12 protein-coding genes and 1 pseudogene are annotated in these 15536 nt (G+C 40.1%); 5 read left to right on the top strand and 8 right to left on the bottom strand.

Annotation, left to right across the window (positions count from 1 at the left end; all coding sequences use genetic code 11):
• Positions 1 to 40: 40 nt before the first annotated feature.
• Together NWP21_RS01350 and NWP21_RS01345 are read right to left on the bottom strand one after the other, a co-directional pair.
• Positions 41 to 1402: a serine/threonine-protein kinase gene (locus NWP21_RS01350; RefSeq protein ID WP_280791324.1), complete on the bottom strand. Its 1362-nt coding sequence runs from the start codon at positions 1400 to 1402 to the stop codon at positions 41 to 43.
• 139 nt (positions 1403 to 1541) lie between these two features.
• Positions 1542 to 2555 (bottom strand): LysR family transcriptional regulator, encoded by a 1014-nt coding sequence (locus NWP21_RS01345; RefSeq protein ID WP_280791323.1) that lies wholly within the window; start codon positions 2553 to 2555, stop codon positions 1542 to 1544.
• 284 nt (positions 2556 to 2839) lie between these two features.
• Between NWP21_RS01345 and NWP21_RS01340 the strand changes: the two genes are divergently transcribed.
• Both NWP21_RS01340 and NWP21_RS01335 read left to right on the top strand, forming a co-directional pair.
• The gene (locus NWP21_RS01340) at positions 2840 to 3562 is read left to right on the top strand and encodes an NnrU family protein (RefSeq protein ID WP_280791322.1); all 723 of its coding nucleotides are present in this window, start codon (positions 2840 to 2842) and stop codon (positions 3560 to 3562) included.
• Between the two features lie 369 nt (positions 3563 to 3931).
• Positions 3932 to 4318, top strand: coding sequence for a thioredoxin domain-containing protein (locus NWP21_RS01335; RefSeq protein WP_271734117.1), 387 nt, complete (start codon positions 3932 to 3934; stop codon positions 4316 to 4318).
• Positions 4319 to 4330: 12 nt separating this feature from the next.
• On the opposite strand, the gene NWP21_RS01330 is transcribed toward NWP21_RS01335, so the two are convergent.
• Positions 4331 to 4462 (bottom strand): hypothetical protein, encoded by a 132-nt coding sequence (locus NWP21_RS01330; RefSeq protein WP_280791321.1) that lies wholly within the window; start codon positions 4460 to 4462, stop codon positions 4331 to 4333.
• A gap of 684 nt (positions 4463 to 5146) precedes the next feature.
• On the opposite strand from NWP21_RS01330, the gene hflX reads away from it, so the two are divergent.
• Both hflX and NWP21_RS01320 read left to right on the top strand, forming a co-directional pair.
• Complete coding sequence (gene hflX / locus NWP21_RS01325) at positions 5147 to 6706, top strand: GTPase HflX (protein WP_280791320.1); 1560 nt, start codon at positions 5147 to 5149, stop codon at positions 6704 to 6706.
• A gap of 129 nt (positions 6707 to 6835) precedes the next feature.
• Positions 6836 to 6919: pseudogene (locus NWP21_RS01320) on the top strand (glutaredoxin domain-containing protein); the annotation flags it as partial.
• A gap of 38 nt (positions 6920 to 6957) precedes the next feature.
• On the opposite strand, the gene NWP21_RS01315 reads toward NWP21_RS01320, so the two are convergent.
• From NWP21_RS01315 to NWP21_RS01305, 3 genes are all read right to left on the bottom strand, one after another.
• Positions 6958 to 8712 carry a hypothetical protein gene (locus NWP21_RS01315; RefSeq protein ID WP_280791319.1) on the bottom strand — a complete coding sequence of 585 codons (1755 nt, stop codon included), beginning with the start codon at positions 8710 to 8712 and terminating at the stop codon, positions 6958 to 6960.
• Positions 8713 to 8874: 162 nt separating this feature from the next.
• The gene (locus NWP21_RS01310) at positions 8875 to 9810 is read right to left on the bottom strand and encodes a hypothetical protein (protein WP_280791318.1); all 936 of its coding nucleotides are present in this window, start codon (positions 9808 to 9810) and stop codon (positions 8875 to 8877) included.
• Between the two features lie 137 nt (positions 9811 to 9947).
• On the bottom strand, positions 9948 to 11498 hold the full coding sequence (locus tag NWP21_RS01305; RefSeq protein ID WP_280791317.1) for a tetratricopeptide repeat protein: 1551 nt from the start codon (positions 11496 to 11498) through the stop codon (positions 9948 to 9950).
• A 69-nt stretch (positions 11499 to 11567) separates the two neighbouring features.
• Here NWP21_RS01305 and NWP21_RS01300 point away from each other — a divergent pair, with 69 nt between their 5' ends.
• A complete protein-coding gene (locus NWP21_RS01300) occupies positions 11568 to 12179 on the top strand; it encodes a hypothetical protein (protein ID WP_280791316.1) in 612 nt (203 codons plus the stop codon).
• A gap of 48 nt (positions 12180 to 12227) precedes the next feature.
• Here the strand turns inward: NWP21_RS01300 and NWP21_RS01295 are convergent, their stop codons facing one another.
• Both NWP21_RS01295 and NWP21_RS01290 read right to left on the bottom strand, forming a co-directional pair.
• Positions 12228 to 14558 (bottom strand): hypothetical protein, encoded by a 2331-nt coding sequence (locus tag NWP21_RS01295; RefSeq protein ID WP_280791315.1) that lies wholly within the window; start codon positions 14556 to 14558, stop codon positions 12228 to 12230.
• A 142-nt stretch (positions 14559 to 14700) separates the two neighbouring features.
• Positions 14701 to 15375 (bottom strand): hypothetical protein, encoded by a 675-nt coding sequence (locus NWP21_RS01290; protein WP_280791314.1) that lies wholly within the window; start codon positions 15373 to 15375, stop codon positions 14701 to 14703.
• Positions 15376 to 15536: the final 161 nt, after the last annotated feature.

Genomic DNA, 15536 nt, shown 5'->3' with positions numbered 1-15536 from the left:
GCGGTGAGTAATGCTGAAAGAAACTGGATGTGTAGGTGTTTTAATTCTTGTTAAATATTAAAGATAATATTTGATAAACAATTCGATATATGGATGTAACTGCAATAGTTGCTAAACCACCAGCAACCGCTAGCAAGATTATTTGTGAAATGGCAATTCCCCCTTGTAAAAACGGAACAAAAATAATCACTGCTAAGGTAATTACCGGAATCAATAATAAATCAAACTTTTCAATCCACCGTCTAGTTTGGGCGAATATTATTATACCTAAGAGCAAAGCACAAATCACCCCAGTGATTACAGCACTGCCCAATAAACTATTCAGAGCGATCGCTATTAATGCACCCTCAAACCCGCTAAAAGCTGCTCCAGCCAATAATTCCCACGTAGAAAAACTGGGCTGAGGTTTTGTTTTGGCTGGTTGAGATTTGGGTGTAACAATTGGGGTAATTGATGGTTGAGAAAGAGCTATAATTACTTCATTGGCCGAATGAAAGCGTTGATTAGCAGCAGGTAAGAGCATTTTATCTAAAATATCAGCCAGGCGAGGACTGACCTTAACTAAAGAGCGCCATTGCCACTGATTAGTATAGGTATCAAACAGTTGATTTGCTTCTTTACCTGTCAGCAAGTTCAGGATGGTGACCGCCAAAGCGTATAAGTCTGTAGACGGGAAGACCTGGTTACCGGCCATTTGCTCAAGTGGTGCAAATCCCATGGAATAAATACCAGTGGAAGCATTAGAGCCTCCCGTAGCATTTGTTACCTGCTTTACAGCCCCAAAATCCAGGAGAAAGAGTTTACCATCACGACGACGCATGATATTAGAAGGTTTAATATCTCTGTGAATGATACTTCTATCATGTACGAACTGTAAAACCTTGAGAATTTCTTGGAGTATTTCTAAAACTTCTGGTTCAGAAAATTTACCCTTCTGATCCAATTCTTCTTCTAAATTTTGTCCATCAATGTATTCTTGTACCAAGTAAAAAAACTGCTCTTGGTGTCCTCCTTGCCAACTATTAACTATTACCGGGAAAAAAGCAAATAAATCAGGTATTTGCTCGTGTCCACTACCTATTTGGGCTAGAACTTCTGCTTCTCTCTCAAATAACTTTTGTGCTTTTTGCAATTGAGTAGGTGATAAACTTCCTGCGGGCTGGAACTGCTTGACTACGCATTGACGCATTCCTGGTATGCGGCGATCTATTGCTAAAAATGCTGTACCAAATCCCCCTCTTCCCAGTAACTTAACTGGCACATATCGACCATCTAGGAGTAAGGGCATACCGCAGGTAGTACAATATTTTTGTTGCGTTGTTTTCAGGGTGTTAATATCGTCCAAATCCGCAAAGTAGTTTTGTGGGCGAGGGCAAGTCGGACGAGTACAGTAAACTTTCATTTTTATCATTGTCATGCCATCAATAAATAAATCGATTTACTTGCTCTCAACCATAAATTATAATTTTCCCACCAATAAATTAAGGAAAATTACATCCCCAAACTAAAAATACTGATGACAAGAGACTAATAACTAGATTTTAAACTGGTTCAGAAGAGTTAATATTGACTCCATCCAGTGTATTTACCCCTAACTTAGGTTGTGATATTTTCAACATATCTTTATTCCATTCTGGAGTAGCAAACTGAGGTAAAATTTCTTGACTAAAGGCTTCTGCAGCCTTAGAACGATAGCGATTAGGATTAAAAATCAACCAGAGGTTTCGCTTGACGACGACACCTTCAATGCAGGTAGATTTTAATACACCCATTTGTAATTCTTTGGCGATGGCTGAGGTGGAGACAAAGGCAGCACCCAAGCCTGATTGCACGGCATTTTTGATGGCTTCTATGGAATTTAGTTCCATTTCAAACTTAAACCGTCTGGTATCAATATCACACCTTACCAGTACCTGATCAATCACCTTGCGAATAGTTGATTGGGAGTCTAGAGCAATGAATTGTAGTTTATATAGGTCTTCTTTTTGAATTTTTTCCTGTTTAGCAAAGGGATGAAATATTGGTAAAATCAGTGCTAGTTCATCCTCAGCGTAGGGCATAATTACCAAAGATTCTGCTAACTCAGCCGGAACTTCACCACCAATAATCGCTAGATCAATTTGTCCATTAGCGACACTCCAGGCGGTGCGCCGGGTAGAGTGGACATGTAATTGCACTGATACATCTGGATATTTTTGGCGGAACATACCGATCATTTTTGGTAAAAGATAAGTTCCGGTGGTTTGAGAAGCGCCAACAATTAAAGTACCGCCTTGGAGGTTTTGTAAATCTTCCACAGCGCGGCAGGTTTCTTGACACAAACTCAGGATTTTCTCACCATAGCTCAAGAGTAGATGTCCAGCTTCGGTTAATTGTGCGCGACGGCCTCCACGGTCAAATAAAGGTACATCCAGCTGTCGTTCTAAATTTTGGACTTGTAAACTCACCGCAGGTTGCGAGACGTAAAGACTATCAGCAGCACGCTTAAAGCTCCCTTCTGCGGCGATCGCTTTCAGGATACGTAACTGATCTAAAGTGAAAGGAAGGTCAGACATAAGGCTCAACCCACAATTTTAAAAGGAGCAGCTTGGTGAACAAAGCAAACTGCTACGTAGTTTTTCTGCCCACTAGGGGCGTGATCTGTAGCAGAAATAAATAATTGGTGACAATTGACTAGTGAATCAAGTTTTCCAGCTTGTCACCCTCCCTTGTTTTGTTACATCTTCAAGAAGGCTTGACTCGAAAAAGACAGTACCACAACACCCTGAGTAAAGTCTCCTGTGGAAAATTTTGTGGTATTGGTTGTACTGAGTTAACTTTTTGTTAAATTACTTCACCTATGTATACAATGCTAAATTCTTGGCTTACTCCCAGTCATTTGGTCATGTTGGGATTACAATTAGCTTTCGCGATCGCTCACAGTGGGGGAGCGGCCCTCCGTCCTTGGGCAGAAAAACACATCGGACCGAGGCTTTATCGCATTTGTTTTGCATTAATTAGTTTACCCTTAGCTGTAATCTTAATTATTTACTTTTTCAATCATCGGTATGACGGTTTGCAACTGTGGCTAGTACAGGCAGTACCGGGAGTAAGGCTAGGAGTTTGGGTATTATCAGCGATTTCCTTTTTCTTTTTGTATCCTGCTACCTTCAATTTACTAGAAATCGCCGCCATTCAAAAGCCCCAAGTTCACCTTTACGAGACAGGAATTATTCGTATTACCCGCCATCCCCAGATGGTAGGGCAAATTATCTGGTGTTTAGCTCATACCCTCTGGCTAGGAACTAGCTTTACCTTGGTTACTTCCCTGGGCTTAATCTTGCATCACTTGTTTGGTGTTTGGCATGGCGATCGCCGGCTGGCGGCACGCTATGGTGAAGCCTTTGAAATCGTCAAACAACGGACATCAATTATTCCTTTCCGAGCAATTATTGATGGTCGTCAATCTATCAAATGGCAGGAGTTTCTCCGACCTGCCTACTTAGGAGTAGCAATTTTTATAGCTCTGCTCTCTTGGGCTCACCCCCTGTTACTGGTAGCAACTAGTAGGATAGAATGGTAGTTAGAGACGATCCCCACTATCAAAATAAAATACCACTCAATGGCAATTTCCGCCGATCAACCGCTGCCAAATCAATGTAGTATGAATTTTAATAGCTTTCAGCGGGGGGATCGCTTCGTCAGTTTGATATTTTCTCTAGGTCTTTGACAACTTAAATGCTTGTACTAGGGAAGTAATAACACAGCAGTCCAATTTCCTGGGAACAGGAAACATGGGCAGTGGATAAGTGAAAACAGCGACAGTATCTCTGCCCTGGCTGGTGGTTAGAGTGTATGTTTTTCCTAAAGCTGCTTGAGGAAATAACTGCCTTGGCAATTCTTGCTCCTGATAGCTAGTTTAATATCAAAACCTTATAATTTTAGAGGCGTCATGGTGTTGTCGGTTAGTGAGCGGACATTTACACAAGAAGTTTTACAATCTCCCATTCCTGTTTTAGTGAATTTTGAAGCACCGTGGTGCAGCTTGTGTCGCCTGATTCACCCTCTGTTGTTGCAATTTAATGCTCAATGTGGTGAGCAAATCAAGTTAGTGGGGGTTAACGCTGATAATAATTTTAAACTGGCTAATACTTATAGACTCAGGACACTGCCAACTTTGCTGTTAGTGGAAAATGGCATAATTCGGCATCGTCTAGAAGGTTTTAGTAGTAAAGAGGATTTACGTCTGGCTTTAGAAGAAATTAAGCTCACTTATAATAACCGTTCTAGAACATACCATGCTGTGACCACAGCAGACATGGAATGTCGCTCGGCTTGACGCTCTACCCGGCTAGAAGCCGGGATATTCACCACCAGGTACTCTAGTGCCATTGTTGTTATCTTGGAACAACAGATCCAACTGAGTTTCCAAGTTCCCAGGCGCACCACGTTTGCTCTCAAGAGCGTGGTGTTGTCTGCTCACAAACCCTGTTGATTCAGGGTTGGGCGTTTGAAACAGTAATAGCGCCTAGGTTTCCGGTGGGGAGAATTTCAGTCATCTGTGGCTCAAAATCCTAAAATTAAGAAAAATGGTAATTAGCTAAATTCAACAAATTTTTAGATAAACAAGGTAGAGGATAAATAGATCAGTAATCCAAAGACTCTATGATTGTCGAATAATTTGATAAACAAGGACATTCCCTCATTAATTGGCACTTTTAGGGCAAATATACCCTTTAGGGTACGTCGAATGTCAAAAATCTGTGGATTGTCTGCATTTACGTAGTTTCAGCCAGGCTAGTTATCTGCTAACTGCGTAAGTGTTCCTAAAGTTGAAGAAAATAATATTACAATTTATGATGTTTTAGATGAGAATATTTACTGTTTGTCAGGTTGATCAGAAGGAGTTGACAGACAAAACACTGTTGTAAAATAGACATAAGTAACGATTTGGGGGGCCATTTACTGGTCAGGAACGCCTATAGAAACTATTTTTGGAAATCTTCAAGGTCTAAAATCCAGTCAGCTGAAGCAACTACAGCGACTTTACCACCAGCGCATACCAGGCGATCGCATTACTACGCCTGAATTTTCCCAGCGTCTGGCTGCTATCAGCACAGAAATCAATCAGCCTGTATGTGCTTACCTCAATCGTCGGGGACAAGTGATGCGTGTAGGGGTAGGTACACCTCGTCAAACGCAAATCCCACCGTTAGAATTACCCCGGTACGGTGCAGAGCGTCTGAGCGGTATTCGTTGTATCGCCACCCATCTCAAGGCAGAACCCCCGAATGAGTCGGCTTTGACGGCTATGGCACTGCAACGCTTAGATGCTCTTGTAGTGCTAAATATCACTGCCACAGGATTTACAAAGCGCGGAGGCGGCTCCACTGGGTACGTCAAGGAAAGTTATTTAGCTCATTTAGTATCCAATACTAAACAGCTAGTCTCAACTCAGCTGGGGACAAAGGTAAATTTAGTGGCTCCCGACTCGGGACTTTACTCTAGCGTATCCCCACCTATGAGTTTAGATGTGCTGTCAGAGCAGGATTTTATCGACTTAGTGGACAGTGTGGAAGCGGAATTCCAACGGGAATTTGTGGTCACAGAAGTAGGTGCTGACCATGACCGCGTAGTAATAGTTGGTATTATTACTGACACTGAAAGTAGTCAAAGATTCCAAGATACCATAATGGAATTAGCCAGGTTAGTACATACAGCAGGGGGAGAAGTATTACAGACATTACAACAAAAGCGATCGCGGATTCATCCACAAACAGTAGTGGGTGAGGGTAAGGTGGAAGAAATCGCCCTTACCGCCCAAACCCTGGGAGCTAATCTGATTGTTTTTGACCGTGACCTTTCACCCGCCCAAGTGCGTAACTTGGAAAAGAAAATTGGTGTCCGTGTAGTTGACCGCACAGAGGTAATTTTAGATATCTTTGCCCAACGCGCCCAGTCCCGTGCTGGTAAACTACAAGTCGAACTGGCACAGTTAGGATATATGATGCCTAGACTCAGTGGTAGAGGTCTGGCTATGTCGCGGTTAGGTGGTGGGATTGGCACCCGTGGACCCGGTGAAACTAAACTGGAAACAGAACGGCGCGCTATTCAAAAACGGATTTCTCGACTGCAACAAGAAGTAAATCAGTTACAAGCCCATCGCTCCCGGTTACGCCTGAGACGGCAAAATCAGGAAGTTCCCTCTGTGGCTTTAGTGGGGTATACCAACGCCGGTAAATCCACTTTACTCAATGCTCTCACCAACGCGGAAGTTTACACCGCTGACCAGTTGTTTGCTACTCTTGACCCCACCACCCGCCGCCTAGTAATTGCCGATGGTGACCATGGTGGAACTCAAGAAATTCTACTCACAGATACAGTAGGTTTTATACACGAACTCCCAGCCTCTCTAATGGATGCCTTTCGTGCCACCCTAGAAGAAGTCACAGAAGCCGATGCTCTACTGCATTTGGTTGATTTATCTCATCCTGCTTGGTTGAGTCATATTCGCTCAGTTAGGGAAATTTTGGCACAAATGCCAGTTACTCCGGGGCCAGCACTGGTTGTTTTTAACAAAATTGACCAAGCAGATAGCGCCACATTGGCTTTAGCTCGAGAGGAGTTTCCCCTGGCTGTGTTTATTTCCGCAAGTCAGCGATTAGGTTTAGAAACTCTGCGTCAACGTCTGACCCAACTGGTTCAATATGTTGTTGACACTCGGTGACTTGATTAGGGTAAAATCTGTGTCCAGTCGCCGTGATGGCTGCAAGAACCCCCCGGCTTCTATCCGGGGGAGTATTAAAATTAAGAAGTATTAAATTTAATTGAGGATGTTATGGCTGCCAACGTTTAAATTTACACTTGGAGCACCTGCCCATTTTGCATCCGTGCTAAAAGTTTATTAACTAAAAAAGGTGTTGATTTTACTGAATACTCTTGTGCTCTCTGTGTAACCTCGTCTTTCCCCAAGCCAAATCACCAAAAGTTGATAAGACCTATTCTTTCTTTCCAGTCATATTCAACTCTGTTTTCCAATATTGTTTGAAATCCGGTAAAAAACAACCATATTCCCAATAATAAGAGAATAATATGATAAATCGTTAGAATTAACCCAAATCGAATCAAGGATTTATGGAATTGTTTAATTTCTTTCCATTTTTTACTTGTATTATTAATGCTTTCAATAATTCTTTCATTGTCATATTCTATCTCTATACTGAAAGGTTCAATACTTTTACCCTCCTCACCTTGATAATCTAAGCGAATTTTATGGGCTTGCTGATTATCTTGCAGATGTTTAATGATTTCCTCTAATTCTTCCTCAAAATTATTTATATTTTCATCCTCAGCCCCAATATAATTCTTGCTTACTTTTCTATTGCTAGGAACAAAAATTTTAAGTTTTTTCCGATGATTATCAATCAAGTACAAGGCAATATTGGCATACAATAATAATATTATCCCCCATAATAATCTCGAATAGTTTATTGGTTCTGTACTTTGTATTTTTTTTATTTTCCATAGTGAAATATCACCACTTAATTGTGCAGTTATAGCATATTGATGCATTATATCGGATTGCTCATTATTAGGGATAAAAAAAGCGGATTTCAGTTTTGGCTTTAACTCTTTGTTGATTACTTCTGTACCTTCTGGGATCTGTAAAATTTTAATTTTACCATCTGCATAACCAGCTAACAGTAAATTATTTTGGTCATTAAAATCAAGTGATGCAAGTATTGATTCATATTTTTTTGGGAATCCTCTAATCAGGTTGTGGCTTTTTAGATTTTCGATATCCCAGACCAAAACTTCTCCTTCCGTAGCAATTCCTTTATGAACATTCTTTGTAATTCCAGCAGTTAATTGATTATTATTTTTGCTAAAAGTAAGAGTGGTTGCACCGTTATAAGATTCTTTGATATTTAATCTGTCTGTAATTGGTGTATTTTTCCAACTTGTCGCATCCCAAAGTTTAACTGTTTTTTCTGACCCACTAGTTGCTAATAGTTTGTTATCATGACTTAACGCAATAGATTCTAAGTATCCTTGATCCGCATCTATTTTAGAATAGTCTGTATTTTCATTTAAAAGTTTGAGGTCTAAGTTCTTATTCTTTTTTGATTTGATTGGCAATAAAAAGTTTAAGTTCCATCTAATAACTGGACTATTTTCTTGCGCACGATAACCAGCGACAACTTGATTATCCTTAGTAAATATTAATGAATAATTAAAATAATTAAAAGCTCGAGTGTTCTTAGTATTAATATTTGATGGTCCATACAATCTAGCAGCTATTTTAACAGTTTCTACATCCCAAATAACGATTCTATTATCTTTTCCCTCGTTTGCTGTTTTCACATTTTCTGCGTTGAAACTTGCAGCTAGATATTTACAATCAGCACTAATAGCGATCGCTCCTATTTCTTCATTAGGTTTTGTATTTTCTGTAAAAGTTTTTCGAGTATTAAGAGATAGCTTTTGATTGGCGCTATCAATCTCCAATTCCCTTAAAATAATAGTCTTGTTGTTTGTATTACCAGCAACACATCTCTGTTGAGTTTTAGGGTTATGAGCAAAAACAATCTTAGTTTTACTATTTCTTAAATTGGAATTTGAATTAATACTGTTAGTAGATGTGGTTGAGAAAGTATGTTTTTGTGATGTTTGATTTGAGTAAATCAATTGAGATTTAATTCCTTGTGCTTGTAAATTATCAGGTTGAGCCAAGTGATAAAACCCAAATACAGAAATGCTTGAGATGGTAGATAATAAACAAATTCTGGTGCTTTTTGGTGAGAAAATACAGAGTTTCATACAAGATATAATCTATTAGATAAAATGGGGTTAGACAAAATTTATTAGAGAATTATTCAGCTATAAAGAGCATTCTTAATCATTCTCTTGATCCAGCAATTTATCAAATTCATCAAAGGTTGCTTCTAGAGAAACTGTTCCCACATCAAAGGCTGTCGCGTGGGATAAATCCCGCCCCATTTGCTCAAAAATATCTTGAGGTTGAGGTGCGGATAAGGTTTGGGTTCGGGACTGGGTAAAAGCTTGAGATGATTGTATATTATTAGGTTCATAGGCTTTATCTCCTCGCCAAATAGGTTCAATATCAGCAGCCAAAGCTAAGGTATCGGCATCATCTTTGTTTTCTTGGTTAACTGTTGATAAGGGTGGAACAGACTCGATTGAAGTATGATTTTCTGTTGATGGTTCAATCTTGGCATCAATAGGGATTGCAGATATATTTTCTGTGGTAACGGCTATAAGATTAGCGTTAATACTATTAGCTGGTTGTTCCTTGTATTTTTTCTCCTCTTCTAAGGGAGAAATTGTTTTAACTTTCTGATACTCAGATTGAGTAATTTCAAAAGCTTCAACCTGATTGAATTCCCCATCATCACCATCATCACTAACCTCAAAAGCTGCAATGCTGTAAACTTGATCCTTATTTTCCAGCGCAAAAGTCAAGGAATTATCTAAGGAATCATCTACTGGTATAGAATTAGTCAAAGCCTCAAAGTCATACTGTAATTCAATTGCCACACCATCATCGAAGGCAAAAGTTTCAACTTGATGAGAAATCGCTTTTTGGTTTGAAGAGGAGTTTATTTGATTTGCAATAGTCTGTTCTAACGAAAAAAGCGAATTTTTAGGTCGTTTAGCCATCCCAAGAGTGTTAATACTCTCAAAGGTCTGTGATTGTTGAAAATCTAATGATCTACCCGATGAGGTAAATTCCGGTTGAGACGGTTTTTGAGATTGGATTTCTTGCTCTAGGGAAAATAGGTTACCTTTCCCCCGTTTTGATGGCAACATCGTTATGTTGGTTAGTTTAATAATAAACTAAGTATAGTATTTCTGATGTGATGATAAAAAGTATTTTTTCGTTATCTAATTTTACAATTGCAGTTTGGCATTAATTCCAAACAAGGACTTTATTAATACTTAACTCGTCAAGGTAAATTTAGACTTTGATCCAAACAGTACATTGCAGCATCGTGCTGGTTAAGATGACGGTAGCATTGTCCTAAGTGCTGGAGGGTTTTGGCTTGGAGTCCGTGAAGTTTGAGGGACTGTTGGAAGTAATAGGAAGCTTGGGAATAGTCTTGCAGTTTGAGTAGTAGTTTCCCTAATTGAAAGGGGAGGTCTTGGGTTTCACCGATGGGGTAGTAGGTGTCCCAGATATTTTCAATAATTTGAATAAGTTCCTGACGTTGGGTTTGATTTGTGGTTTCGATAAGTTTATTCAAGGAGGATAGGCAATTGAGGAAGATGTTAGCATCCCAACCACTCAAGCGTAGGTAGGCAATCAATTGTTGTAGGGTGAGACGATCTGCGCCCCACGCAGCAGCGAAGCTATCCCATTGAGATTCCATTGCTTTTTTGAGGTGAAAGAAATCATCAGGGCTATTGTTAATGATCGCATCACTGTAACCATGGCGAGTTTCGGCGTATTCAGTGGGGGGATGACCAAACATAAAGGCAGAGATATTAAGGCTGGCGTGGCGATGGGGTGTGTCCAAGGCTTGACCCCCTTGATTAATTACATATTGCCCGATCGCATGATAATTCACCATGAGGGAGAAGCAACTACCGTGAAAAGCCATGTGGGGTTTGGGTCGATCGCCCAAGTCTTCTAATTTGCTGTAACCTTTGTCACCGGAGATCAGGAGTAAACGGTTTTGGCTGAGTTGGCGGAGGTTATCCAGACATTTCAGCCCGACGATGGGTAAAAGCACGGTGGTGTTATTGAGGTGTTGTTGGTAGTGATGCAGGAGTTGGTTATAAGCGGGGTTCCCGTAGTAATTGGGGGTGATAGGGCGATCGCTATAGGTAATTTGTAGGTGATGAACGAGGTCTGGATCTTCGAGGTTGGGGGTGCGATGGTTAGGTAAAGTAAGGTTGACAAGGCTGGCGTAGAGTTGGTTCTGTTTTAAGGTGAAGGCATCTTGAGGTAAGCAGTCAAAGAAGTAGTTGGCCAGGACAATCAGGGGATTTTTCAGGGTAGTGTGGGTTTGGTTGGCGTGTTGCAGGTGGAGGCTTTGAGAGTTTTGGGCATCAAATTGGGCGATGTCGAGTTTGCCTTGTTGGAAGTAGGTTTGTAGGAAGGGGTGATGATGCCAGTAATGGAGGTTACTGGGGGAGAAGTCACTGAGGATGTATTTAACAGTGAGGTAGTTAAGGGAGGTATGGGGGAAGAATGCCCAAAATTTTTTCAGGAAATGGTAGGCGAAGCGACCGGAACCCGCACCAAGTTCGAGGATGTAGATGGGGTGGGTGGGGTCTAGGCTGGGTTGCCAATCTCGGAGGAAACCCAAGGTGACTTTGGCGTAGGCGTTAGCGATGTAGGGATTGCTGGTAATGTAGTGGGGGACGGTGTTGTGATTCCAGGCGTTGATGCCTTGTTGGGCGAAGAAGTTGCGTTGAAGTTCCCACAGGAGGGATTGGGAGAGGGGTTGGTTTTGTTCGAGGGGAATGTGGGTAAGGGTTGGGTTGTGTATCATAGTTAAAGGGAGAACAAGGAGGCTTTTTGCTTTGGTAGCAGTTACGGAATAAAACAATGGAGAACAACGATGACTCGTCAGCCATTACTTGATCCGAATCGTTCTTATACTTTCAGCAATTATTTTGAGTTAGGATTTACAGCAGATGATTTAGTTGCTGAATTTGGTTACTCCTTTGAGCGAAAATTCCTCACTTTACCACAATATTCTGGTGATTTAGACCGCATTGTTGATTTAAAGCAACGGATTGAAGAAATACTACCCTATGTAGATTTAGAGAATGAAGCTACCCGGAGGGAAATGCTAATTGCACCCATTATTTCAGACTTAATCCATTATTCCCATGCTAAGTTAAGAATAGAATACTTGATTCAAGTTGATAACCGATTGCAAGGTAAATTAGATTACTTATTGCGTTCTACCAATAATTTAATTGTCATTGAAGCAAAACAAGCGGATATTAATCGAGGATTTACCCAATTAGCCACGGAAATGATTGCTCTAGATCAATGGATGGATTCCTCACAGGCTGAAATTTTAGGGGCTGTGACTACGGGTAATGTTTGGCAATTTGGGGTTTTAAATCGTCAATTAAAATTAATCAGTGAAGGAATCAACCTTTATCGGGTGACTGAAGAATTGGAAGTCATTATTAGGATTTTCTTAGCCGGGCTTGTTTGACTTGATGAGTTCTTGGGGTTCTGTTGCAGATGATTGTAACAAACTATCCTAGTTGATATTTTTTCGTACTTCTTGATTGGTATACAGATTTAGCTGTGTTAAATATTGCTTGTAAGCTTGAATTTTTTCATCTGGCTTTAAATCTTCGTTTATTTCTAATACTTTTTTAAGTTGAGTCAAGGGATTTTCATTTTCCTGATCGAATTTTTTTAACGCTGTTGCGATAGGTTCTTTTCGCACATCATAAAGCTTTTCATTCACATCCTTCAAATTCTTATATTTTTCTGGTAGTCCATCCTTGAATAAGGTTTCTGCTATGGTCAATAATCTATTTATGTATTTAGAAGTTTGGATAGCTGTTGTCTCAAAAGCATTAGTTGGTGAACTACCGTAATGCTTTATATCTTTGAGGGCATCACCAAAATTCTCATTTACAGACCAGAGTCTCAACCATTTTGATAAATCTTCTCGATTGATATTAGCTTTTATATACTTCGGATCTTCTTTTATATACTTCGGATCTCCTGTATTGATTCTATCACCATAGAAAAACTTTTGAGCTTTTCGAGGTATAATTTCTTTCTCTTTCTCTAAAGGTTTTTTAAATGCGCCTTGCTCAATGCCAACCACGTCCGCCATTGGGCCTTCGCTGTGGTAAGCCTCATGCGCCCAAAGGGTAGCGATAACCATAGATTTTTTCAGTTCCTTAGTCGCATATACAAGTTCTTTCCATGCCTGATTTTTTTCTTCTTCTGTATTTGCAGAGCTATATTTCTCTAAATATTCCAGTTGTTCTTTTCGTCTTTGCTGAACTACTTGAAGATGAAACACATAAAGCTCATTTTTAGCACGCAATTCTCTATCTGCATCTAACTCTTTCGATAATTCTTGTTTAGATAATTCAGATAATTCTTCCTTCTGTTCCCTTAGCTGTTTCTCATACTCTGCGTAGAATAGTTCGGCTGTTGTTAAGGCTTTTTCTGTTTCAGGATAACCTTTTAATTCATTTAAAAGTTCATCTTTATAGTTTTTCCATTCCTCAGCAGCCATAAATTTGCGAATTTTAGCAAAAGCACCGGCATCTTGTATAAGTTTGTTTTCCTCACTGTTATCTACTTCTTCTTCGACTTTAGCTATTAGTTCAAATTCTGGCACCATTGGACGTGGCATTCGGTAGGACGGATCATAAATATTCGTGTCAAACAATGTGCCTGACTCCATGCCAAATTCATTCCTAAAATCCTCATAGAATTTCTTGATAACTACACCTGGATTCCCTCTCAGTGTACCTGTGTCATAAAGCTGAACATCATAATCTGATGTGGGTGTTGAGCTACCTGTGTCACCAAAATCAACTAATCCTTTTTGTCCAGTTTCTTCAATTGCTTTTCTTAATTTTTCATCAACTAAATCCTTTCGATATTGAGCTATAAATTCCATTGTGGTACCACCGTAGTCAGCCTTGAGTCCATCCCATCCTCGACCATTTGGTTGGGGTTTATCTTTGTTGTCGGTTAATTTACGTGAATATCGTTCTACAATTGATTTAACTTGTAACTCTGCGGATTTACTCTTTAGTTCATCTTTAAAGTTTTTTGCGGGTCTTCCAAGCATTTGAGATTGCATATTTTCTTCATTCAGCAATCTATCGAACTCATCAAACTGCTCATCCAAGGAAACCGCTTCCACCTCAAAAGCATTCGCCAACGCCCTACTTTGCTCCATCCGATCAAACACACTATGACCATAAGAATAAGTAGGAACAGGTGCGGGAGAAACAGGTGGAATTCCCTGCGCCATGCGCTCAAATACATCATGAGCCGACGATGCAACTTTCGGAGCTTCTACGGGAGGTGTAGATTGGGGAATAGATAGCTGTTCCGCTTGAGCAGTAGTGGGGGATTTGTCAATTACCTGTTTAGAATTACTATCATAGGTTTTCTCCCCATTCATAATTGCCTGTAAATCCGCTAAAAATTCCTTAGTCTCACTATTTGGCTTAATAGCAGACTCTTTGGTTTCAGCCTTAGCAATAGCTACTTCTGACTGAGGAGAAGCCGGAACTTGGGGAGAACTTGGTTTAGATTCCACAGTCACCACCTCAGCTTTCATGGGAAGTAATGGGGGTTCAGGTTTAACCTCCTGGGGTAATACCTCCACCCTGGGCGCAACCGAGGGGGTAAACTTGGTTGTAGTGTTTCCGGTTATCGGTGTCTCATACTCCAAAATAATCGGTTCATTATGGTCAAATGTCACTCTGTGAATCACAGAATTTTCTTGTGACTGTTGCTGAGTCCCCTGTTGTAAGGATAATTTTTCATCAAGACGACCATATAATCTTTGCTCTAAATCGTGGAGTCGGTTTTGAGAGTTAGACATAAGAAATTACCTGTGAATCAGAGGACAAAACTATCAAACAAAAAAATTAAATCAGCCTCTTGGCTTTACTTGTGGGAAAATAAATAAAAATATTGGTGATTAGTTAATACAGCAGATTAAAACAGTATTTGTGTGAACTGCGCTAAAGAGCGATCGCCCTATTTCCATCAGGAGCAACTTCCCTAGGAATAAAGGGAATTATCGCTGTGACTTCTGGTGCTTCCAAGGTCATGGAGTCAGATGTTGGGTAATTTTCTTCCCTGTCTGGAAATAGTGGGGTTGCTTGTGCTGGTAATCTAGCTGCTTGTAGTTGTTGAGCAAGTTGGGAATAACTCATATTTTGATCATTCCCGGAGGATGAATCGGATTTTGGCTGAATTGCTGGAGGAGCAACAGGAGCGATCGCTTCTTCAACTGAACTGGTAATTGGAAGTTCGAGTTCAGGATTCAGTTCGTCTAATAGGGATAGGGGATCTACATGGTTTGAAGTTAGATAATTTACAGGTGAAACCTCTGAAACACTCCATTGATCCTGAAAATTCGCTAAATTTAGAGGCGATGAAATCGGTAAAGAAAAGGTAACAGGGCGATTTTTTTGTAATTTGTCAGCAAGTTGGCTATAGGAGAGGTGGGGAGCAGATTTTACAGGAACCAATTGAGTATAATTCCTTGTGGTTGACAAATGGTGATGGTGATTATACTCATTTAACTGAGGTTGTTTATTTTGATTTTCTTGCTCTGCGGCTTTTTGGGACTTGAGAAGTTGTTGCTCAAGTTCTAGTAAACGGTTGCGATTTTGGTACATAATAAATAGCATTGGTAATATTAACTAAACAGGTTAAATAAAGTAGGTTAACAGGTTGTTTGATAAGTTTTCGACAGCTAATTTTTAGCTTAGGGAACAGGGAACAGGGAACACCGAAGGATTCACCGAACACACAAAAAACAATAAAATCAAGTTCCCTCCCCTTACAAGGG

The organism is Anabaenopsis sp. FSS-46 (assembly GCF_029891665.1).
GTDB lineage: Bacteria > Cyanobacteriota > Cyanobacteriia > Cyanobacteriales > Nostocaceae > Anabaenopsis > Anabaenopsis arnoldii.
The sequence above is the reverse complement of the archived record's forward strand: the minus strand, read 5'-3'. Positions and strand labels throughout refer to the sequence as shown.